Annotated in this window: 20 protein-coding genes, 2 tRNA genes and 1 pseudogene; 15 read left to right on the top strand and 8 right to left on the bottom strand. The window is 71.4% G+C overall.

What is annotated here, in order from left to right; translation table 11 throughout:
• Both B1L11_RS17415 and B1L11_RS17410 read right to left on the bottom strand, forming a co-directional pair.
• A complete protein-coding gene (locus tag B1L11_RS17415; protein WP_030507399.1) occupies nt 1-240 on the bottom strand; it encodes a mycoredoxin in 240 nt (79 codons plus the stop codon).
• A 76-nt stretch (nt 241-316) separates the two neighbouring features.
• Nucleotides 317-1,330, bottom strand: coding sequence for an alpha/beta hydrolase (locus B1L11_RS17410; RefSeq protein ID WP_256862640.1), 1,014 nt, complete (start codon nt 1,328-1,330; stop codon nt 317-319).
• Nucleotides 1,331-1,402: 72 nt separating this feature from the next.
• On the opposite strand from B1L11_RS17410, the pseudogene B1L11_RS17405 reads away from it, so the two are divergent.
• From B1L11_RS17405 to B1L11_RS45320, 7 genes and pseudogenes are all read left to right on the top strand, one after another.
• Nucleotides 1,403-2,986 (top strand): annotated as a pseudogene (locus tag B1L11_RS17405) (ATP-dependent helicase); the annotation flags it as partial.
• A 53-nt stretch (nt 2,987-3,039) separates the two neighbouring features.
• Nucleotides 3,040-3,504 carry an HRDC domain-containing protein gene (locus B1L11_RS54905; protein ID WP_372974688.1) on the top strand — a complete coding sequence of 155 codons (465 nt, stop codon included), beginning with the start codon at nt 3,040-3,042 and terminating at the stop codon, nt 3,502-3,504.
• 24 nt (nt 3,505-3,528) lie between these two features.
• A complete protein-coding gene (locus B1L11_RS17400; protein ID WP_079315455.1) occupies nt 3,529-4,425 on the top strand; it encodes an acyl-CoA thioesterase II in 897 nt (298 codons plus the stop codon).
• Nucleotides 4,426-4,546: 121 nt separating this feature from the next.
• Complete coding sequence (locus B1L11_RS17395) at nt 4,547-4,828, top strand: hypothetical protein (RefSeq protein ID WP_079315454.1); 282 nt, start codon at nt 4,547-4,549, stop codon at nt 4,826-4,828.
• Between the two features lie 121 nt (nt 4,829-4,949).
• The gene (locus B1L11_RS17390) at nt 4,950-5,213 is read left to right on the top strand and encodes a WhiB family transcriptional regulator (protein WP_079315495.1); all 264 of its coding nucleotides are present in this window, start codon (nt 4,950-4,952) and stop codon (nt 5,211-5,213) included.
• 41 nt (nt 5,214-5,254) lie between these two features.
• A complete protein-coding gene (locus B1L11_RS17385; protein WP_079315453.1) occupies nt 5,255-5,437 on the top strand; it encodes a hypothetical protein in 183 nt (60 codons plus the stop codon).
• Nucleotides 5,438-5,740: 303 nt separating this feature from the next.
• Nucleotides 5,741-6,139, top strand: a complete 399-nt coding sequence (locus tag B1L11_RS45320) for a hypothetical protein (protein WP_143737335.1) — start codon at nt 5,741-5,743, stop codon at nt 6,137-6,139.
• Nucleotides 6,140-6,154: 15 nt separating this feature from the next.
• Here the strand turns inward: B1L11_RS45320 and B1L11_RS17380 are convergent, their stop codons facing one another.
• The 3 genes from B1L11_RS17380 to B1L11_RS51090 form a co-directional block, all read right to left on the bottom strand.
• Nucleotides 6,155-7,498: an AarF/ABC1/UbiB kinase family protein gene (locus B1L11_RS17380; protein WP_079315452.1), complete on the bottom strand. Its 1,344-nt coding sequence runs from the start codon at nt 7,496-7,498 to the stop codon at nt 6,155-6,157.
• Nucleotides 7,499-7,661: 163 nt separating this feature from the next.
• A complete protein-coding gene (locus tag B1L11_RS51095) occupies nt 7,662-8,282 on the bottom strand; it encodes a ThiF family adenylyltransferase (RefSeq protein ID WP_256862639.1) in 621 nt (206 codons plus the stop codon).
• Nucleotides 8,195-8,719, bottom strand: a complete 525-nt coding sequence (locus B1L11_RS51090) for a hypothetical protein (RefSeq protein ID WP_256862638.1) — start codon at nt 8,717-8,719, stop codon at nt 8,195-8,197. Before B1L11_RS51090 ends, B1L11_RS51095 begins: the two co-directional genes overlap by 88 nt.
• Nucleotides 8,720-8,919: 200 nt before the next feature.
• On the opposite strand from B1L11_RS51090, the gene B1L11_RS17370 reads away from it, so the two are divergent.
• Together B1L11_RS17370 and B1L11_RS17365 are read left to right on the top strand one after the other, a co-directional pair.
• Nucleotides 8,920-9,435: a M48 family metallopeptidase gene (locus B1L11_RS17370; RefSeq protein ID WP_079315451.1), complete on the top strand. Its 516-nt coding sequence runs from the start codon at nt 8,920-8,922 to the stop codon at nt 9,433-9,435.
• A complete protein-coding gene (locus B1L11_RS17365) occupies nt 9,432-10,007 on the top strand; it encodes a hypothetical protein (protein WP_079315450.1) in 576 nt (191 codons plus the stop codon). Before B1L11_RS17370 ends, B1L11_RS17365 begins: the two co-directional genes overlap by 4 nt.
• A gap of 16 nt (nt 10,008-10,023) precedes the next feature.
• Here B1L11_RS17365 and B1L11_RS17360 read toward each other — a convergent pair whose 3' ends face one another.
• The 3 genes from B1L11_RS17360 to B1L11_RS17350 all read right to left on the bottom strand — a co-directional run bounded on the left by B1L11_RS17360 (nt 10,024) and on the right by B1L11_RS17350 (nt 12,934).
• Nucleotides 10,024-11,031 (bottom strand): endonuclease/exonuclease/phosphatase family protein, encoded by a 1,008-nt coding sequence (locus tag B1L11_RS17360; RefSeq protein WP_079315449.1) that lies wholly within the window; start codon nt 11,029-11,031, stop codon nt 10,024-10,026.
• A gap of 65 nt (nt 11,032-11,096) precedes the next feature.
• A complete protein-coding gene (locus B1L11_RS17355) occupies nt 11,097-11,639 on the bottom strand; it encodes an NUDIX hydrolase (RefSeq protein ID WP_079315448.1) in 543 nt (180 codons plus the stop codon).
• Between the two features lie 29 nt (nt 11,640-11,668).
• Nucleotides 11,669-12,934 carry a zinc-dependent metalloprotease gene (locus tag B1L11_RS17350; RefSeq protein WP_372974687.1) on the bottom strand — a complete coding sequence of 422 codons (1,266 nt, stop codon included), beginning with the start codon at nt 12,932-12,934 and terminating at the stop codon, nt 11,669-11,671.
• A 99-nt stretch (nt 12,935-13,033) separates the two neighbouring features.
• Here B1L11_RS17350 and B1L11_RS17345 point away from each other — a divergent pair, with 99 nt between their 5' ends.
• The 6 genes from B1L11_RS17345 to B1L11_RS17320 all read left to right on the top strand — a co-directional run bounded on the left by B1L11_RS17345 (nt 13,034) and on the right by B1L11_RS17320 (nt 19,254).
• Nucleotides 13,034-14,086: an NAD-dependent epimerase/dehydratase family protein gene (locus B1L11_RS17345; RefSeq protein WP_079315446.1), complete on the top strand. Its 1,053-nt coding sequence runs from the start codon at nt 13,034-13,036 to the stop codon at nt 14,084-14,086.
• Between the two features lie 27 nt (nt 14,087-14,113).
• Nucleotides 14,114-14,539 carry a molybdenum cofactor biosynthesis protein MoaE gene (locus B1L11_RS17340; protein WP_079315445.1) on the top strand — a complete coding sequence of 142 codons (426 nt, stop codon included), beginning with the start codon at nt 14,114-14,116 and terminating at the stop codon, nt 14,537-14,539.
• Between the two features lie 43 nt (nt 14,540-14,582).
• The gene (locus tag B1L11_RS17335; RefSeq protein WP_079315444.1) at nt 14,583-15,629 is read left to right on the top strand and encodes a PDZ domain-containing protein; all 1,047 of its coding nucleotides are present in this window, start codon (nt 14,583-14,585) and stop codon (nt 15,627-15,629) included.
• A 240-nt stretch (nt 15,630-15,869) separates the two neighbouring features.
• Nucleotides 15,870-18,800, top strand: a complete 2,931-nt coding sequence (locus tag B1L11_RS17330; RefSeq protein WP_306291670.1) for a UPF0182 family protein — start codon at nt 15,870-15,872, stop codon at nt 18,798-18,800.
• Between the two features lie 83 nt (nt 18,801-18,883).
• Nucleotides 18,884-18,960 (top strand) — tRNA-Met (locus B1L11_RS17325).
• Nucleotides 18,961-19,177: 217 nt separating this feature from the next.
• A tRNA-Met gene (locus B1L11_RS17320) sits at nt 19,178-19,254 on the top strand.
• Nucleotides 19,255-19,260: the final 6 nt, after the last annotated feature.

Below are 19,260 nucleotides of genomic sequence, written 5' to 3'. Positions count from 1 at the left end.
TCAGCAGGCGCCTTCGAGGTGCCGCTTCACCTCGGCCACCGAGGGGTTGGTCATGGTGTGGCAGTCCGCGACCACCGTGGGGACGACCTGGTTGCCGTTGTTCACGCTCGCGACGAAATCTGCGGCGTCCGGGTGGCGCTCGATGTCGACCTCGCTGAAGACGATGCCCTCCCGGGTGAGCTGGCTCTTCAACCGCTTGCAGGGGCCGCACCAGCTCGTGGTGTAAACCGTCAGCGCCATCTGTCGTCCCTTCCGTGCGCATCACTGTTGCCGAGAGCAGTCATGGCAACATCGCGGACGCGCCACGTGTTCCCGGCTACGGGGCCACACGCCCCAGCCGGGCGACGATCCAGGCCTGGACGGTCTCGGCGACCCCCGGCTCCCGGTACAGCGGGGCGCTGTGCTGGGTGCCGGCCATCGTCTTGACGGTCATCTGGACCCCGACGCTCTCCAGCGACTCCTTGAGCAGCTCGCTCTGGTAGGGCGGGACGAACTCCTCCGAGGAGTGGACGGTGAGCATCGGCGGGTCACCGGCCGAGGCGTGGAACGGCACCTCCATGCTCGACCAGACGCGCGGGCACTTGGCCGGCGTGCACCCGCCGGCCAGCCTGATGGCCGCCTTGCGCAGCTTCTGCTGCTCCTTGCTGCCGAACACGCTGCCGTCCGCGAACGCTGACAGCGGCGAGACGGGCGGGGAGATCCCGACGACGCCGCGCAGGCCCGGGCGGCCGTCGCCGTACGCGCCGACGGCGGTGGCGAGGTGGCCTCCGGCGGAGAACCCGACCAGGACGTAACGGTCGGGGTCGGTGTTGAAGAACGCCGCGTGCCTGCGCACGGCGTTGACGGCGGTCAGCACGTCGGTGCGCTGCGCCGGCCAGGCCGCGTCGCCCGACAGCCGGTAGTCGAGGTTCACGACGGTGTAGCCGAGCTGGGAGTAGCTCCGGCTGATCGACGTCATGTACTTCTTGTCGCCCCCGGCCCACCAGCCGCCGTGGATGACGAACACGGCCGGGCGCCGCGGGCCGGCGGTGTGCCACCACACGTCCATGATCTGGCGCGCGTGCGAGCCGTACGCGTAGGTGCGGATCCGCACGTCGGGCGGCGTGAGCGCCGGCGAGGGCGAGGCCGACGGGGACGGCGAGGGTGACGGGCTCGCGGTGGGCGACGGGGAGGGCCCGGCGGAGGGCGCCGCGGACGGAGCCGGGGAGGCGGAGGGGTGATGGACGGGGTCGCCCGCCGAGGTGGCCGCCTGGGCGTCCGGCGGGGCGAGCATGAGGGCGGCGAGGGCGGCGACGCCCATCCCTAAAGCAGTTCGGACCGCGGTGGCCACGGCGTGTTCCTCCCCGATGTCGCGTCGTGCGCCGACCGGTCCCCGGGACACGCTCGGTCGGCTGCTGGAAGGATGATGCCAGTAACAACGTCCGCAACGCATGTTGGGAGCCGTTCCTTGGACGTCCTCGACGGTCTGGATCCCGAGCAGCGCGAGGTCGCCCAGGCGGTGCGCGGACCGGTCTGCGTGCTCGCCGGGGCGGGGACCGGCAAGACCCGCGCCATCACGCACCGCATCGCGTACGCCGTGCACACCGGGGTCGTCGAGCCGCAGGGTGTGCTCGCCGTGACCTTCACGACCCGCGCGGCGGCCGAGCTGAAGCAGCGGCTGCGCGGCCTCGGGGCGCCCGGCGTGCAGGCCCGCACGTTCCACGCGGCGGCCCTGCGCCAACTCAGCTACTTCTGGCCGCGAGTGGTCGGCGGCGACCCGCCGCAGGTGGTCGAGTCGAAGCTGCCGCTGCTCGTGGAGGCGGCCAGGCGCCTGCGCAGGAACCCCGACCGCGGCGAGCTGCGCGACGTCGCGAGCGAGATCGAGTGGGCGAAGGTCACCCAGATCGGCCCCGAGGACTACCCGGCCGCCGCCGCCAAGGCCCGCCGCACCCCGCCGATCGCGCCCGAGGAGGTGGCGCGGCTGTTCGAGGGGTACGAGGACCTGCGCCGCCAGCGCAACCTGATCGACTTCGAGACGATCCTGGAGCTCACGGCGGCGGTGATGACCGAGCACCGCGAGGTCGCGGCGCAGATCCGCCAGCAGTACCGCTACTTCGTGGTCGACGAGTTCCAGGACGTCAACCCGCTGCAGAAGCTGCTGCTCGACACCTGGCTCGGCGGGCGCGACGACGTGTGCGTGGTGGGCGACCCCAACCAGACCATCTACTCGTTCACCGGCGCGACGCCTCACTATCTGACCAACTTCGCCGTCGAACACCCCTCGGCGGCCGTGATCAGGCTGGTGCGCGACTACCGCTCGACCCCGCAGGTGGTCACGCTGGCCAACCGCGTCATGGCGCGCTCGCCCCACCGGCTGGAACTGGTCGCCCAGCGGCCGGACGGACCCGAACCGGTCTTCACCGAGTACGACGACGAGCAGGCCGAGGCGCTCGGCGTCGCGCTCACGGTCAAGAAGCTGATGGCGGACGGCGTGCCAACGCGCGAGATCGCGGTGCTGTTCCGGGTCAACGCCCAGTCGGAGGCGTACGAGCAGGCGTTCACCGACGCCGGCGTGCCCTACCTGCTGCGCGGCGCGGAGCGGTTCTTCGAGCGCCCCGAGGTGCGCCAGGCCGTGGTGCTGCTGCGCGGCGCGGCCCGGTCGGCCGGCGAGGAGCCGCTGGCGCCCGCCGTGCACGCGATCCTGTCGGGCATCGGGCTCACCGCGGAGCCGCCCGGCGGCGGCAAGGCCAGGGAGAAGTGGGAGTCGCTCAAGGCGCTGGCCGACCTGGCCGAGGACATGGCGGCCGAGGGCGCCGACCTGCCGCGGTTCGTCGGCGAACTGGAGCGCAGGGCGATGGAGCAGCACGCGCCGCCGGTCGAGGGCGTGACGCTCGCCTCCCTGCACGCCGCCAAGGGCCTGGAGTGGGACGCGGTCTTCCTCGTCGGTCTCACCGACGGCATGGTCCCGATCGTCTACGCGGAGACGCCGGACCAGATCGAGGAGGAGCGGCGGCTGCTGTACGTCGGGATCACCCGCGCCCGTGAACACCTGCACATGTCGTGGGCGCTCGCCCGCTCGCCGGGAGGCCGCCGCGCCCGCAGGCCGTCGCGCTTCCTCGACGGGCCTGTCCCCCCGTACGGCGAGCCCTGGCCCGGCCCGAGCGGCCGGGAGGCCAGGGCGGACGGGCGAAGCGGTCGGCGGCGCCGCTGCACTGCCGGATCTGCGGCAAGACGCTCTCGGTCGCGGCCGAGCAGAAGCTGGGCCGTTGCGCGACCTGCCCGGCGGACTACGACGAGGCCCTGCTCGAACGGCTCAAGGCGTGGCGCACGGCGGAGGCGAAGGAGGCGAAGGTGCCGGCGTACGTCGTCTTCACCGACGTCACCCTCCAGGCCATCGCCGAGCGGGTGCCCACCTCAGAGGAGGACCTGCTCGCGATCGCCGGAATCGGACGCGTCAAACTTGAGCGGTACGGCGACGCGGTCCTCGAGCTCTGCCGCGGCGCCGATAGTGTTACCGACGAGTAATACCCCCGTGCGCTGGAGGCCCCTGTGAACTCGGCCCTGAAGGAGCTGCTGGACCTGCTCGACCTCGAACCGATCGAGCTCGACATCTTCCGGGGGCGCAGCCCGGAGGAGCGCATCCAGCGGGTCTTCGGCGGCCAGGTGGCGGCGCAGGCGCTCGTGGCGGCCGGCCGTACGGTGCCGTCCGACCGGATGGTCCACTCGCTGCACGCCTACTTCATCCGGCCCGGGGACCCGGCCGTACCGATCGTCTACAACGTGGAGCGGGTGCGCGACGGGCGGTCGTTCACCACCCGGCGCATCACGGCCATCCAGCACGGCAAGGCGATCTTCTCGATGTCGGCGTCGTTCCACATCGAGGAGCCGGGCGTGAGCCACCAGGCCGCGCGCATGCCGCAGGTGCCGGACCCCGAGACCCTGCCGACCTTCCAGGAGCGGATGCTCGACGTCGTGGGCGACGAGCCGGGCTGGCGCGAGCTGCTGGCCAAGCCGCGCCCGGTGGACGCGCGATATGTGAACGCGCTCACGTGGGAGGCCGCCCACGACCCCGCCCTGGTCACCCCGGAGAACAACGTCTGGTTCCGGTACGACGCCGACCTGCCGGACGACCCGCTGCTGCACGTCGTGCTCGCGGCCTACGCCAGCGACTTCACCCTGGTGGACACCGTGCTGCTGGCCCACGGGCTGGCCTGGGGGTCCTCGGCGGTGTCCGGCGCGTCGCTGGACCACGCCATGTGGTTCCACCGGCCCTTCCGCGCCGACGAATGGCTGCTGTACGCCCAGGAGTCGCCCTGGTCCGGGGCGGCGCGCGGGCTCGCCCGCGGGCAGATGTTCACCGCCACCGGGGAGCTGGCGGTCTCCGTGGTCCAGGAATGCTTGATCCGGGTGTCGCCCGCGCTGCATCCCGATGTCACGAAGTCGTGAAAATCGCAGGTAGAAAATAGGTTGCCCGCCCTGCCGCGGCGGTTTAGGGTCTTGGACATGTCAGCCGGACGCTTCCGTCCGGCACGATCGCACTGAAATGGAGGTGAGTCCAGTGAGGAGCATGACGACGTCCCGCACGCTGTGGCTCGCCTCCGCATGCCCGGCCGCCATTGTCATGCCGACGAAACTGCGGCGTGGCGAGGCCGCCCCTGCCCTGGCTCCGGTCGCCGGAGTCGCGGGCTCGGCCGCCTTCGGCGCGTTCGCCCGCCTGGCCAGCCACCGCAACCCCGCCCACCTTCCGGTCTATGTCAACCGGCCGATGGGCGATGAGCAGATCCGCACCGCCGCTCGCGGCGGTGCGCAGGGTCCGCACGATGCCTGGAGAGGACCAGTCATACCCTGACCGGTCTCCACCTCCGGGCCGCGGATCCGCACCAGGATCCGCGGCCTTCTTGTTTGTCGGCCACGAATCCACACCCCACAACGAGGACACCCAGACCAATCCATTCGAAGAGGTGACGCAGATGGCGGCCCCGGTCATGGACCTGATCGAAGCCGAAATCCCCTGTCGTACCGACCCCGACCTGTGGTTCGCCGAGTCTCCCGAGGACGTGGAGTTCGCCAAGGCGCTCTGCGGCGGCTGCCCGATCCAGAAGGCCTGCCTGGCCCGCGCGCTGGAGCGCGAGGAGCCGTGGGGCGTCTGGGGCGGGGAGCTCATCCTGAGGGGGGTCGTCGTGCCCCGCAAGCGTCCCCGTGGGCGCCCGCGCAAGTCTCCTGTCGCCGCCTGACCAGCAAGCACAGCAATTCATTCCGGAAGGAACCGATCCAGATGAGCATCTCCCCGATCACCACCCTGTATCTGCATCAAGAACTGGCGCACGAGCGAATACGGACCCTCCATGAGGAGGCAGCGCAGGAGCGGCTGGCCGGCCGGATCAGGAGCGTGCAGAAGGCACGCCGGCAGGCCGAGCGCGCGTCCCGGCGGCTGAGTTCCGCGCTGGCGCGCATCTGACGCGGCCCTGACGCGCCACCAACGGTGCGAACAGTGCGAACAGTGCGATCCGAAGGCCCGGGCCCGGCGAACGGCCCGGGCCTTCGGCCGTTCCCGCGCAGGCCGTACTCCGTGCAGGCCGTACTCCGTAAAGAAGAGATCACCGGACGCACAGAAGATCGCCTGCCGTGGGAGGCCACCGGGATCACGGGGTATGAGCGGGATCGCCACCGGGGCCGGATGGTCACGGGCGGCAGGCGGAACGATGCGCGAGCAGTGGGTGGGACTTGGATGGGCGACCGGGCGTCAGGCGCGCTTGATCTCGTGGCGGCTGCGCGACGGTTCGCCGTCACCGCGCTCGTCATCGGACTGTGGGGTTCCGTCATGCCGGGGGCCGGGGCCGCGCCGGTTCCCGGAGCGTTCCGGGTGGCCCGCCATGGTAGCGGCCACGGTCACGGCGACGGTGACGGAGCGACCCAGGGCACCGGGGGCACCAACACCTCGAACGCACCCACCATCAAGAGCCCGCCCAAGCAGATTTCGGGGGGCCGGCGCAACGTGAACGCCCCCGCGGCCAACAGCGCGGTCACGTTCGCGGGCATCCAGCAGGTGTCGAGCGTCAGCGTCTTCACCAACACCCTCAACGGCAACTGCAAGAGAGGGATCAACCGCTGCATCATCAACCAGAACCTGCGGACGGTCGAGAGCCGGGGCGGCCGATAGCCCCGAGCGGCCGGCTCAGGTGAGGGCGAGCGCGCTGTCCTCGGACTCGCCCGTCTCGTCGGCGAAGCCGGGGACCCAGCGCACCACCTCGTCGCGGAAGCGGGCGGTGGCGCCGAGCTGGCACAGCACGCCGACGCCGGCCGCGTGCACGCGGTGGATCAGCACGTACGACGCGGGCAGGTTGAGCTGGCGGACCACGTTGTTCGGCCGCAGGTCGGCCACGGTCGCCGCTTGCTCCCGCAGCCACTGCCTGCTGAAGGCGAACTCCTCCACCCGGGTCGGCTCGACGTACGGCGCGAGGAAGGCCCGCAGGGCGTCGACGTCGACCTCGATGTGCGGGCGGATGAACCCCTCCGCGCGCAATCCGCGCACGACCGTCTCCATGTCGCCCTGGTTGAAGATGCGCGTGAGCGTGCCGAAGGCGACGGGGTAGCCGCCGGGCATGCGGTTGACCGCCCCGAAGTCCAGCACGCCGAGCCGCCCGTCCTCCATCAGCCAGAAGTTGCCGGGGTGGGGGTCGGCGTGCAGCATCCCGACCCGGGCCGGAGAGCAGAACAGGAAGCGGACGAACAGCAGGCCGGCGTGGTTGCGCTCCTCCTGCGTGCCGTCGGCGATGATCCTGGAGAGCGGGGTTCCCGTCATCCACTCGGAGACCAGGATCTGCTCGTTGGCCGCGATCACGGCGGGCACGTGGAAGTCCAGGTCGTCGCGGAACTCCTCGGCGAACGCGTGCTGGGCCTCGGCCTCCTTGAGATAGTCGAGCTCTTCGGACACCCGCTCCTTCAGCTCGGCCAGGACCGGCTTGATGTCCAGGCCGGGCAGCAGCGCGCCGAAGAGCTTGCCGAGCCGCGCGAGCTGGTTGAAGTCGGAGATCAGGGCCTTGCCCGCCCCCGGATACTGGATCTTCACGGCGACCGGGCGGCCGTCGTGCCACACGGCGCGGTGCACCTGCCCGATGGACGCCGCGGCGCTCGGCCTGTCGTCGAACTCCAGGAAGTTCTCCCGCCAGTCGTCGCCGAGCTGCTCGGTCAGGACCCGGTGGACGGTGGCGGCCGGAAGCGGCGGCGCGGCGTCCTGCAGTCGCGTCAGCGTCGCCCGGTACGGCCCGGCGATCTCGGGCGGAAGCGCGGCCTCGAAGATCGACAGCGCCTGGCCGAGCTTCATGGCCCCGCCCTTGAGCTCGCCGAGCACCTTGAAGATCTGGTCGGCCGTACGCTGCTGGATCTCCTGGGCGACGATCTCCGCGGAGGCGCCACCGAGCCGCCTGCCCAATCCGAGCGCGGTGCGGCCGGCGAACCCGAGGGGGAGTGTCGCGAGCTTCGCCGAGCGGGTCACGGCACGGTGGGGAAGGTCACTCACACGACCATTGTCGGCGATGAAGGGTGCTTTCGACCACAATTTCCGATCGGCTGGCCGCAGAGGCTCCGGCGGTCGCGAGCCATTCGGGGAAATAGGCGGTCTATGACATTGGTCACACCATCGCTGCCGTGACGGGAGTTTCCGCTGGTGAGAGGCGTGAAGCTCACGCGATGCGGCCGGCGACGTCGTCGCGCAGGCATCCGCACCTGTCGTGCGCGTCCAGGCGGCGGTGCCGCCAGCGCCATCCGGGCGATACCTCCAGCAGGCCGCCGGGCACGCGTCCCTCGTCGAGATAGGCCAGCGCCTGACCGGCCGCCTGCGCGGCGACCAGGCAGGACAGCACCACGTCGCAGGCGATCTCGCCCGCCGGGTAACCCCCGAGCCGGGCGCCCACGAGCGGCCAGGAAGGGTCCCGGTCGCGGCGGGTGAGATCGAGGCAGCGCAGGCAGGGGGTGAGCCCGGGGACGACGAAGGGCCCCACGGAGCCGTGCCCCTCGAAGGCGCAGACGAGCAGGTGCGCCACGCCCTCGGCGACGATCTCGTGGACCAGCGTGGCGTCGAGCGGGTCGGCGGGCGCGAGGATCACGAGGTCGGGGCGGACCCCGCCGTCGGACAGGCGGGAGGCGGACCGGCCCGGCCAGGCGTTGACGGCGGGGGAGATCCGCCGGGCCGCGAGCACGGCGGCCTCCTCGCGGGTCATCCCCGTCTCCGCCCGGCCGAGCCCGCCCGGGACCACGTCGCCCGCGGTGGCCGTGCCGGGATCGACCACGCAGATGTGGCCCACGCCGGCCGCGGCGAGCAGGGTGACGACCCGGGCGCGACCCGGCCGGCGCCGTACACGCGGACCCGGGCCGCCCGCCGCGCCGACAGGGCGCTCATGCCGCCGTCGGTGGAGGTCAGCGACAGCCTGTCCAGTTCGGGGCGGAGGCGGTCCCGCTCGGCCAGCGGCAGGCCGGCGAGGGGTTCCGGCCGGGCCGCGGCGTCCTCGATCAGGCCGTGCGCGGCGAGCCTCGCGACCACCTCCTGGGCGGACGCCTCGTCGAGGCCGCTGCCGGCCACCGCCTGCCGGAGGGAGCGGGTGCCGTCCAGTCCGTCGATCAGGCGGCGTACGGGCGGCTCGACGCCCGTCAGCACGACGGCCCGCAGCGGATGGACGCCGAACTGCAGCGTGCGGCCGTCCCGTTCGATCCGGCGCAGGACGGGCTTGAGGCGAGGTCTCATAGTCGCAAGACCTTGCCATACGCCGGGAAGGCCCGGCGTCGGAACCAGCGGGGCTGTGGATAATTACCGGGGTGATCGTGGTTGGTGAATATCCGCAACCCCGTAGTTTTCACGCCCGCAAGGTCACGTTCGCCCGATTGACCAGGGAGAACGTGTACCACCCCCTGTGGAATTCGGCGCGTGTCGGCTACCTTTCATATGTGCCCCCCGAGACAGTCGAGGTTCGTCGGAGCGCACGACGGCGGCGAACCGTTTCCGCGTACCGCGATGGAGACAAGACCATCGTGTTGCTTCCGGCTGGTCTGAGCACGACCGACGAGGAGCAGTGGGTACGCCGCATGCTCGACCGCCTTGCGGCCAAGGAGCAGCGAAGACGCCCGAGCGACGACGACCTGCTCGAACGGGCGACGGAGCTGTCGGCGCGCTACCTGGACGGAAAGGCCGTGCCGATCAGTGTGCGCTGGGTGGAGAACCAGCTGCACAGATGGGGTTCGTGCACCCCCGACCACGGCACGATCAGGCTGTCGGCGCGGCTGCGGGGCATGCCGGCCTGGGTCGTCGACTACGTCATCATGCACGAGCTCGCCCACCTGCTCGTGCCGAGCCACGGCCCGCGGTTCTGGGCCCTCGTGGAGCGCTACCCCCGGGCGGAACGCGCCAGGGGCTTCCTGGAGGGCTTCTCGATGGCGGCCAACGGCGCCCCGGAGGAGTGTTGACCAGGGTCGCCGCGGTGCTGGTCACGCCAGGCATGGCCGACGCCGCTCCGCCCGGCGTCGACCCGGCCGGGTTCCTGACGGCGATGGCCGAGGACACCTACGAGATGGTCGCCGGGCTCGAACTGGTGCGGCCGGTGATCCTGTCGGCCGGTGTGCCGGGGCTCGAGGACATCGCCTGGCCGGGCACGCCCGTCCTGCCGATCGTCTCACCCGCCGACGCCTTCGCCGCGCTGCCTCCGGCGGACGAGGCGGTGATCGTCAGCGCCGACGCCCCCGACCTGCCGCCGCTGCTGATCGGAAAGCTCTTCCGGGAGCTCGGGCGGGCGCATCTCGCGGTCTGCCCGGCCGAGGGCGGCGGCGCCGTCGCCGTGGCGGCGCGCCTGCCGGTCCCCGAGTGGGCCGCGCCCGACCTCGACGAACCCGACGTCGTCGCGGCGATGCGCCGCCGGGCGCCGGGCCCCCGCATGGTCGCCACCGGTCCCGGCTGGCACCGGCTCAGGAAGCCGGAGGACGTGGCCCGTCTCGACCTGGGTCTCGAAGGCTGGGACAACACCCGGGCCCTGCTGACCTGAGTCCTGCTCGTAGGGGTCACAGGCTCCGGGGCAGGCGAAGCTCGGCGAAGAACGCCCGGTGGTCGCTGCCCGGGACGCTGTGAACGCTGGTGCTCACCGCCGACGCCCTCTCGTCGTACAGCACGTGGTCGATCGTGATCAACGGCGGGAATCGCCTGTCGGCCGGCCAGGTGGTGGTCAGGCCGTCGCCGGTCGCGTCGGCCGCGTCCGCGTATCCCCGCCCCAGCACCGCGCGCAGGGCCGCGTGGTCGAGGCTCGCGTTGAAGTCGCCGGCCAGGACGCGTACGACGCCGGGGGACGCGGCCGGGAGCGCCGCCAGCTCGGCGGTCCACTGGGCCACGTCATGGCCGTTCAGCGGGGCGAGGGTGTGCACGTCGACGATCTCCACGGGCGGCCCGGACGGCAGAGCGAGCCGGGCCCTCGGCATGTTGTGGCCGCCCTCGGGCACGAAGTCGGGCGCGGCGGTCAGGGGGTGGCGGGCGTAGATCCCGCTGCCCGAGGGCCCGGGCCCGTCCTCCAGGTGCCGGTACGGCAGCAGCGTCCCCACGCCCGCCGCGTCCAGCGCCCGGACGGCCTCGGGGGTGAGCTCCTGCGTGTTGAGCACGTCCGGATCGAGCCTGCGTACGAGGTCCACCACGGTCGCGGCGTCGCCCGCGCCGAAGAAGAGGTTGACCGTGAGGATCCGCAGCGACGGCCCGGTGGCCGTGGGGGCCGAGCCCGCCGCGCGGGGCAGGACCACGGCCGCCAGGAGGACCGACGCCGCCACCGCCACCGCGATCACGGCCGCGCGGCGGGCGGCCAGTGCGATCGGCACCGCCAGGAGCGACGCGGCCGCGACGTACGGCGTGCCCGTCATCAGCGCGACGCCGACTCCCCAGATGTGGACGGCGCTGTCGATTCCGGCGAGCCGGGCCGCCGCCCAGACCGCGAACGGCGCCACCGCGATCCACGCCAGGAGCGGGGAGACCCGGAGCCTCCGGCGCGGGGGAGAGACGATCTCGCCGCCCACGTCAACCTTGGTCACGGTCCGACCCTAGCCAGCGGTTGCGCACGGCGAGGTAAGAGTGACGTGCACAAACCGTGCAGAAGTCAGGCGCGGCGGAGCGACCGGGCGCGGCGGGCCAGCCGCCGCGTGGCCTCGTCGCTCAGCTCCGGGATCTCCTCCACGGGGAACCAGCGCAGGTCGAGGGACTCGTCGCTGATCACCGCCTCGGCTCCCGGCGGCGCGACCGCGCCGTACTCGACGTCCAGATGCCAGCTGTGCGGCGGGTGGCACCAGACCTTGTGCCGGTCGAGGGCGAGCGGCCCGTCCAGCAGGACCAGCCCGGGGATGCCCGACTCCTCGGTGGCCTCGCGCAGGGCGACCTGCGCGAGCGTGGCGTCGGATGTCTCGCAGTGCCCGCCCATGGGCAGCCACATCCCGGCCTTGGGGTGCAGGGTCAGCAGCACCCGTTCGCCGTCGTGCGACAGGACGGCCGTCGTCGCCGTGAGATGGCCGGGAGCGCACTCGCGCCACATCGCGTCCTCGTGGCTGCGCAGGTGCGTCAGGAACTCCTCGCGGAGCCGCTCCTCCTCGGGGGTGGGCGCGACCCATCCGGCCAGTACGGCTTGCGCGTCACGATGCAGGCTCACCGGCGCAGCCTACCGACAGGCGGCGAACCCTACTCGCCGGTCTCCCCGCCGGAGCCGGGCTCCTTGGGCTCTTCCAGCGCGGACAGGTCGAACTCGGCCTCGCCCTTCACGAACGACTCGGGGTTGTCCAGGTCGTCCGCGGTGGGCATCAGGTCGGGGTGACCCCAGACGGCGTCCCTGCCCTCGATCCCGCGCTCGTCGCCCAGGGCCTTCCACAGGGCGGCCGCCTCACGCAGCCGTCTCGGGCGCAGCTCCAGGCCCACCAGCGTGGCGAAGGTCCGCTCGGCCGGGCCGCCGGTGGCACGGCGGCGCCGTACGGTCTCGGCCAGCGCCGCGGCGGACGGGAGCTTGCCCTCCGCGGCGGCGTCGACCACCGTGGCCACCCAGCCCTCGACCAGCGCGAGCGCGGTCTCCAGCCGGGAGAGCGCGGCCTTCTGCCGCTCGGTCTCCTCGGGCTTGAGCAGCTCGCCGCCGCCCAGGACCTCCTGGATGCGCTCCGGGTCGCTGAGGTCGAGCCCCTGGAGCTTGTCCTGCAGGGCGGACACGTCCACCGTGATGCCCTGGGCGTACTCGTCGACCGCGCCGAGCAGGTGCGCCCGCAGCCACGGGACGTGCTGGAAGAGCCGGTGGTGCGCCGCCTCGCGCAGCGCGAGGTAGAGACGGATCTCGTCCGAGGGCGTCTCCAGGCCGCTGCTGAAGGCGGCGACGCCTCCGGGCAGCAGGGCGGCGGTGTCCGACAGGGGCAGGCCGATGTCGGAGGAGCCGACCACCTCGCGGGCGAGCGAGCCGAGGGCCTGGCCGATCTGCTGGCCGACCATCATGCTGCCCATCTGCCTGAGCATGCCCATGAGCGGCCCGGCCATGGCTTGCGCCTCGGGCGGCAGCCCCGCCCCGCCGAGCGTGCCGCCCATCGTCTCCACCATCTGGGCGGCGACGGGATCGCACAGCTGTTTCCAGACCGGGATCGTCTTCTCGATCCACTCCGACCGGCTCCAGGCCTGCGGGGTGGTCACGCCGCTCGGCAGCGTGGTCACCTCGTTGAGCCACAGGTCGGCCAGGTTGAGGGCCTCGACGATCTGGCGTCGCTCGCCCTCCATGACGCTCGGATCGCCCTCGGCGACCACGGCGTGCCGTGCGATGTTCTTCGCCATGTCCCAGTTGACGGGCCCGGCCTCCGGTGAGGCGGACAGCATGTCGGCGAACTGCCGCATGGCCGCGGCGATCTGCTCCGGGCTGCCGAACATGGCGAACGGATTGTCGTTGGGGTCGTTTTCGCGACCTGGCAGGTCAGTCACCGCGCCACCTCGTGCAGGATGGAGGAGTCCACATCCGCCACGTTATCCGCCGTGGGGCGGATCAGTGCAAAGTGAGGACCTCGTGCTACCTCGAAACGCCTGCGTCCCCCCGTCGTCGCCGTCACCGGCGCCGCCTCCGGTCTCGGCCGGGCGTTCCTCGCAAAGGTGGCCTCGTCTGCGGATTTCCGCCGCGTGGTGGCCATCGACGAGCAGCGCGGCGACGTCCCGGACGTCACCTGGCGGGTTCTCGACATTCGTGATCCGCTCTTGGCGAACCGGATCTCCGACGTGGACGTCCTGGTGCATCTCGGCACGGACGAGTCGCTCGACACCGATCCCGCCGAGCGCCGCCGCTACAACCTGCGCGCCGCCCAGACCGTGCTCACGGCCTGCGCCGCGGCCCGAGTGCGGCGGGTCGTGCTGGTGACGAGCGCGATGGTGTACGGCGCCGCCGCCGACAACCCGGTGCCCCTGCCCGAGGACGCCCCGGTAGCGGCCGAGCCCGACACCGGCCTGGTGGGCGATCACCTGGAGATCGAGGCCCTGGTGCGGCGGTCGCTGCGGGCGCATCCCGGCCTGGAGGTGACCGTGCTGCGGCCCGCCGCCCTGGTCGGGCCGGGCGTCGACACCGTCATCACCCGCCACTTCGAGGCGCCCCGGCTGCTGGTCGTGAAGGGCTGCCTGCCGCGCTGGCAGTTCTGCCACGTCGACGACCTGGTGTCCGCGCTGGAGGCCGCCGCCCTGGGCCGGGTTGGCGGGGTCGTGGCGGTCGGCTCCGAGGGCTGGCTGGAGATGGAGCAGGTGGAGGAGATCTCCGGCCTGAAGCGGTTCGAGCTGCCGGCGGGTGTGACGTTCGGCACCGCACAGCGGCTGCACCGGCTCGGCATCACGCCGACCGCCGCGACCGACCTGCACTACGTGGTCTATCCGTGGGTGGTCGACGGCGTGGCGCTGCGGGAGGCGGGCTGGAAGCCGGCCTGGACCAACGAGGCGGCCCTGCGGGAACTGCTCGAACTGTCCGAGGGCAGGCACGCGGTCGTCGGCCGCCGCCTGTCGGGCAAGGAGGCCACGATCACCGCCGCGGGCGCGACCGTCGCGGTCATCGGCACGGCCGCGATCGTCCGCGCCGCCCGGCGGAAGCGCCGCACCTGATCGGGCTCAGGTACTAATCTCGGGAACGTGGACGTCATCCGATTGCTGGGCATTCGCGACACCCCGCTGTCCGTGGACGAGGTGCTGGGCGCGGTGGAGGACCACGCCGCCGGGGGCACGGCGGTCTTCGTCGGCACCGTACGCGAGCAGGACGGCGGCAGGCCGGTGACGCTCCTGTCGTACTCGGCGCACCCGTCCGCGGAGGAGCACCTGCGCAGGGTCGCGGAGAAGGTGGCGACCGACCACCAGGTGACGGCGCTGGCGGCCGTCCACAGGGTGGGCGACCTGCGCCTGGGGGAGATCGCCGTCGTCGTGGCGGCCGCCTGTCCCCACCGCGGTGAGGCGTTCGAGGCCTGCCGCAGGCTGATCGACGACCTCAAGCACGAGGTGCCCATCTGGAAGCACCAGGTGTTCGCCGACGGGGACGCCGAGTGGGTCGGCGCCTGCGATTAGCGCCCGCGGAATGCCAGGAGCCCGGAACGCATAGAGTTCGTCCATGTCCCGACGCGCTCTGACCCTGCTGGTCGCGGGTTTCCTCGCGCTCGCGTTGGCCGTGATCGGCGCCATGCTGCCGGTGCCGTACGTCGTGCTGAGCCCCGGCCCCACCGAGAACACGATCGGGGACGTCAAGGGCAAACCGGTTGTCACGATCTCGGGCCATGAGACCTATCCCACACAGGGCAGGCTGAGCCTGGTCACCGTCGCCTACCAGGGCGGGCCCGACAACCGTCTCGACCTGCTCACCGCGCTGCGCGGCTGGCTCGACCCGACGGTCGCCGTGGTGCCCGAGGAGACGCTGTTCCCGAAGTCCACCTCGGCCCAGCAGGTCGCGGAGCAGAACACGCAGGAGATGACCGACTCGCAGCAGTCGGCCACCGCCGCCGCGCTGAACGCGCTCAAGATCCCCATCGAGAAGGTGGTCACGGTCGCGCAGACCGACAAGGGGGCGCCGGCCGACGGGAAGCTCAAGCCGGGTGACGAGATCACGGCGGTGGACGGGACGGCGGTGGGCGAGCTCACGTCCGTCGCGTCGTCCGTGCAGAGCCACAAGCCCGGCGAGCAGGTGACGTTCACGGTCAGGCGCGCCGGCGCCTCGACGCAGGTGCAGGTCGGCACCGTGGCGGGCAAGGACGGCAAGTCCAAGGTCGGCGTCCAGATGCGTTCGGGCTACCGGTTCCCGTTCAAGGTCGACATCAGCGTCGGCGAGGTCGGCGGGCCGAGCGCGGGCCTGATGTTCTCGCTGGGCATCTACGACAAGCTGACGCCGGGGGCGCTCACGGGAGGCATGTCGATCGCGGGCACCGGCACGATCGACCCGGCCGGCCAGGTCGGCCCGATCGGCGGCATCGAGCAGAAGATGGTGGGCGCGCGCCGGGCCGGCGCCACGGTCTTTCTCACGCCCGCCGGCAACTGCGCCGACGCCGTCAAGGCCGCGCCCGCCGGGCTGCGCCTGGTGCGGGTCGAGACGCTGGACGGCGCGATCAAGGCGATCGACGCCCTGCGCGATCACTCGGGCGAGGTCCCCGCCTGCCCGGCCGGCTGAGCGTACGCCGCGGGCGCGGGGCCGTGACCTGCCCGTCTTGAGGCGGGAGGGCGTCACGAGAACGATCAGATCTGTTACCACGACCACGCCGGTCGCAGTGTAGGTTTCCAAGCACGGACCGTTGCCCTCTGACAATCATGGCCCTGCCAATCTGAGACAAGGGGTTGAGCGTTGAGCTTCCGGAGCCCCGGAGCCGGACGGGCGGTGCGCTTGCCCCGACGGCCGCGCCTTCTGATACCCGTGCTGATCGCCGTCGTGGCGATCGTCGTGTTACTGCTGGTCTTCTCGGGGATCTACACCGACTACCTCTGGTACGACTCGGTGAACTTCTCCTCGGTGTTCTCCACGATGCTGCTCACCCAGGTGGTGCTGTTCGTCGTGGGCGCCGCCCTGATGATCGCCATCGTGGGCGGCAACATGGTGCTCGCGCACCGCACCCGCCCGATGTTCGGGCCGGGGATGTTCGGGGCGCCGCAGGGCGCCGACCGCTACCGGGTGGCCCTCGATCCCCACCGGCGGCTGGTCTTCCTGGTCGGCCTGGGCGTGCTGGCCCTGTTCACGGGTTCGTCCACGGCCGGACAGTGGAAGACCTGGCTGCAGTTCGTGAACCGCACGCCCTTCAACGAGAAGGACGCGCAGTTCGGCCTCGACCTGTCGTTCTTCGTGTTCACGATCCCGTTCCTGCGGATGCTGCTGAACTTCCTGTTCACGGCCGTCGTCCTGTCGATCATCGCGGCCGTGGTCGTGCACTACCTGTACGGCGGGTTCCGGATCTCCTCGCCGGGCGGGGTGCACGCCACCCGGGCCGCCAGGGCGCACCTGTCGGTGCTGCTCGGCGTGTTCGTCCTGCTCAAGGCCGCGGCCTACTGGCTCGACAGGTACAGCCTGGTCTTCTCCGACCGCGGCAAGGTCTTCGGCGCGTCGTACACCGACGTGCACGCGGTGCTCCCGGCCAAGGGGATCCTCGCGGTCATCTCCCTCATCTGCGCGCTGATCTTCTTCGCCGGCGTCATCAGGCCGGGCGGGATGTTCCCGGGCGTGGCGTTCGGGCTGCTGGTGCTGTCGGCGGTCCTGATCGGCACCGTGTATCCCTCGCTGGTCGAGCAGTTCCAGGTCAAGCCGAACCAGCAGAGCAAGGAGCAGGCGTACATCCAGCGCAACATCGACGCGACCCGAAAAGCCTACGGAGTCGACACGGCGAAGGTCACGGAGTACAGCGCCAAGACCGACACCGACGCCTCCGTGCTGCAGACCGAGGCGTCGGCCATCCCCGGCATGCGCCTGCTCGACCCGAGCCTGCTGTCGCCGACGTTCCAGCAGAAGCAGCAGATCAAGGGCTACTACCAGTTCCCCGAGCAACTCGACATCGACAGGTATCCCGTCGACGGCAAGCCGCGCGACACGGTGGTGGCGGTCCGCGAGATCGGCCGCCCGCCGGACGGGCAGCGCAACTGGATCAACGACCACCTGGTCTACACGCACGGTTTCGGCTTCGTCGCCGCGCCCGGCAACAAGGTGGACAGCAGCGGCCTGCCGGAGTTCAGCGAGCGCGACATCCCGCCGGTCGGCGACCTCGGCGACTACGAGCCCCGCGTCTACTTCGGCGAGAACTCGCCCGACTACTCGATCGTCGGCGGTCCGAAGTCGGGCAAGAAGATCGAGCTCGACTACCCGCAGCAGGGACAGCCGGGCGCCGACCAGCAGAACAACACGGGCCAGGTCAACAGCACCTATGAGGGCAAGGGCGGCGTCTCGATCGGGAACTTCTTCCGCCGCCTGCTCTACGCGGTGAAGTACGGCGAGACCAACCTGCTGCTGAACTCGAACATCAACTCCGAGTCCCGCATCCTCTACAACCGCGAGCCGGTGGAGCGCATCCAGCAGGTCGCGCCGTTCCTCACGCTGGACCGCGACCCGTACCCGGCCGTGGTGGACGGGCGGATCGTGTGGATCGTGGACGCGTACACGACCTCCGACTCCTACCCCTACTCCGAGCGCAAGAGCCTGGAGTCGCTGACCACCGACGTGCAGTCGAGCCGCCTCGGCGTGCCGCAGGTGCCCAGGGACGAGATCAACTACATCCGCAACTCGGTCAAGGCGACCGTGGACGCCTACGACGGCACGGTGACCCTGTACGCCTGGGACGAGTCCGACCCGGTGCTGAAGACCTGGGAGAAGGCCTTCGGCGGGGTCGTCAAGCCGGCGTCGCAGATCAGCCAGGCGCTGCGCGCCCACCTGCGCTACCCGGCCGACCTGTTCAAGGCCCAGCGGGAGATTCTCACCTCCTACCACGTCACCGACGCCAACGCGTTCTTCGGCGGCCAGGACTTCTGGAAGGTCCCCGAGGACCCGGCGACCGGCAAGAGCAAGCAGCCGCCGTACTACGTGACGATGAAGATGCCGGGCAGCGAGACCGAGCGCTTCTCGCTGACGACCACGTTCGTGCCCAACCAGCGGCAGAACATGGCGGCGTTCATGGCGGTCGACGCGACGGCCGCCACGCCGAACCCGCCACTGGAGATCCTCCAGTTGCCGAGCACGACCGCGATCCAGGGTCCGCCACAGGCGCAGAACCTGTTCGAGTCGAACACCACGGTGTCGACCGAGCTCAACCTGCTGCGGGGCGGCGGCACCGACGTGCTGTACGGCAACCTGCTCACGCTGCCGTTCGGCAACGGCCTGCTGTACGTCGAGCCGGTCTACATCCAGCCGCGTGCGGAGACCTCGGGCAAGTATCCGACCCTCCGCCGGGTGCTCGTGCTGTACGGCGAGAAGGTCGGCTTCGGCCCCACGCTCGGCAACGCGCTGGAGCAGGTGTTCGGCGGCACCGTGGCGACACCGCCCGAGCAGACGCCGAACCAGCCACCAGGGCAGGTAACTCCGCCGGAGAACTCGTCGGCGCTGACGTCGGCGCTCGACCGGGCCCAGCGGGCGTACGACGACTCGCAGAAGGCGCTGTCGGCGAACCCGCCCGACTGGAAGGCGTACGGCGACGCGCAGACCTCGCTGAAGAAGGCGCTGGACGACCTGGCCAAGCTGAAGGGCGGGACGCCCGCCGCGACGGCGTCTCCCGCTGCGACGGCGTCTCCCGCCCCGAGTGGGAGCGCCAGTCCGAGTGCGAGCGGGAGTCCGCCGGCCGGTGCGACTCCCAGCCCCACACCGAGCGGCTGAGCCCTTCCGGAGCCCCGCGTCCCCACGGGCGCGGGGCTCCGGTTTGCCTCCCGCCCGATACCGGGATAACCTCGTAGAGCCGACGCGGGGTGGAGCAGCTCGGTAGCTCGCTGGGCTCATAACCCAGAGGTCGCAGGTTCAAATCCTGTCCCCGCTACCAAGAGTCAGAGGCCCGGTCCCCGGAAACGGAGACCGGGCCTCTGGTCGTTCGCGGGCCGCCCTGTCGCCGGCGAGGCCGCCACGTTCACCGTCACCCGCTCCGGTGGCGAGGTCGCGGTCTCCTCCTCCCTCGCCTCCGGCTGGACGTACGAACTCGCCTGACTCCACAAACGATTTGGCACTTGTCTCCGGTGGCGGGTAAGCTTCAAACACAACGACGCGGGGTGGAGCAGTTCGGTAGCTCGCTGGGCTCATAACCCAGAGGTCGCAGGTTCAAATCCTGTCCCCGCTACCAAGAGTC

This window comes from Microbispora sp. GKU 823 (genome assembly GCF_002027145.1).
Taxonomy (GTDB): domain Bacteria; phylum Actinomycetota; class Actinomycetes; order Streptosporangiales; family Streptosporangiaceae; genus Microbispora; species Microbispora siamensis.
This window is presented reverse-complemented; position numbering and strand designations above follow the sequence as displayed.

Bases quoted from the DNA above. Each gene is read 5' to 3' on its own strand.
- B1L11_RS17415 (WP_030507399.1), bottom strand. From the start codon at position 240: ATGGCGCTGACGGTTTACACCACGAGCTGGTGCGGCCCCTGCAAGCGG.
- B1L11_RS17395 (WP_079315454.1), top strand. From the start codon at position 4,547: ATGACGACGTCCCGCACGCTGTGGCTCGCCTCCGCATGCCCGGCCGCC.
- B1L11_RS17390 (WP_079315495.1), top strand. From the start codon at position 4,950: ATGGCGGCCCCGGTCATGGACCTGATCGAAGCCGAAATCCCCTGTCGT.
- B1L11_RS17385 (WP_079315453.1), top strand. From the start codon at position 5,255: ATGAGCATCTCCCCGATCACCACCCTGTATCTGCATCAAGAACTGGCG.
- B1L11_RS51090 (WP_256862638.1), bottom strand. From the start codon at position 8,719: ATGAGACCTCGCCTCAAGCCCGTCCTGCGCCGGATCGAACGGGACGGC.
- B1L11_RS17335 (WP_079315444.1), top strand. From the start codon at position 14,583: ATGTCCCGACGCGCTCTGACCCTGCTGGTCGCGGGTTTCCTCGCGCTC.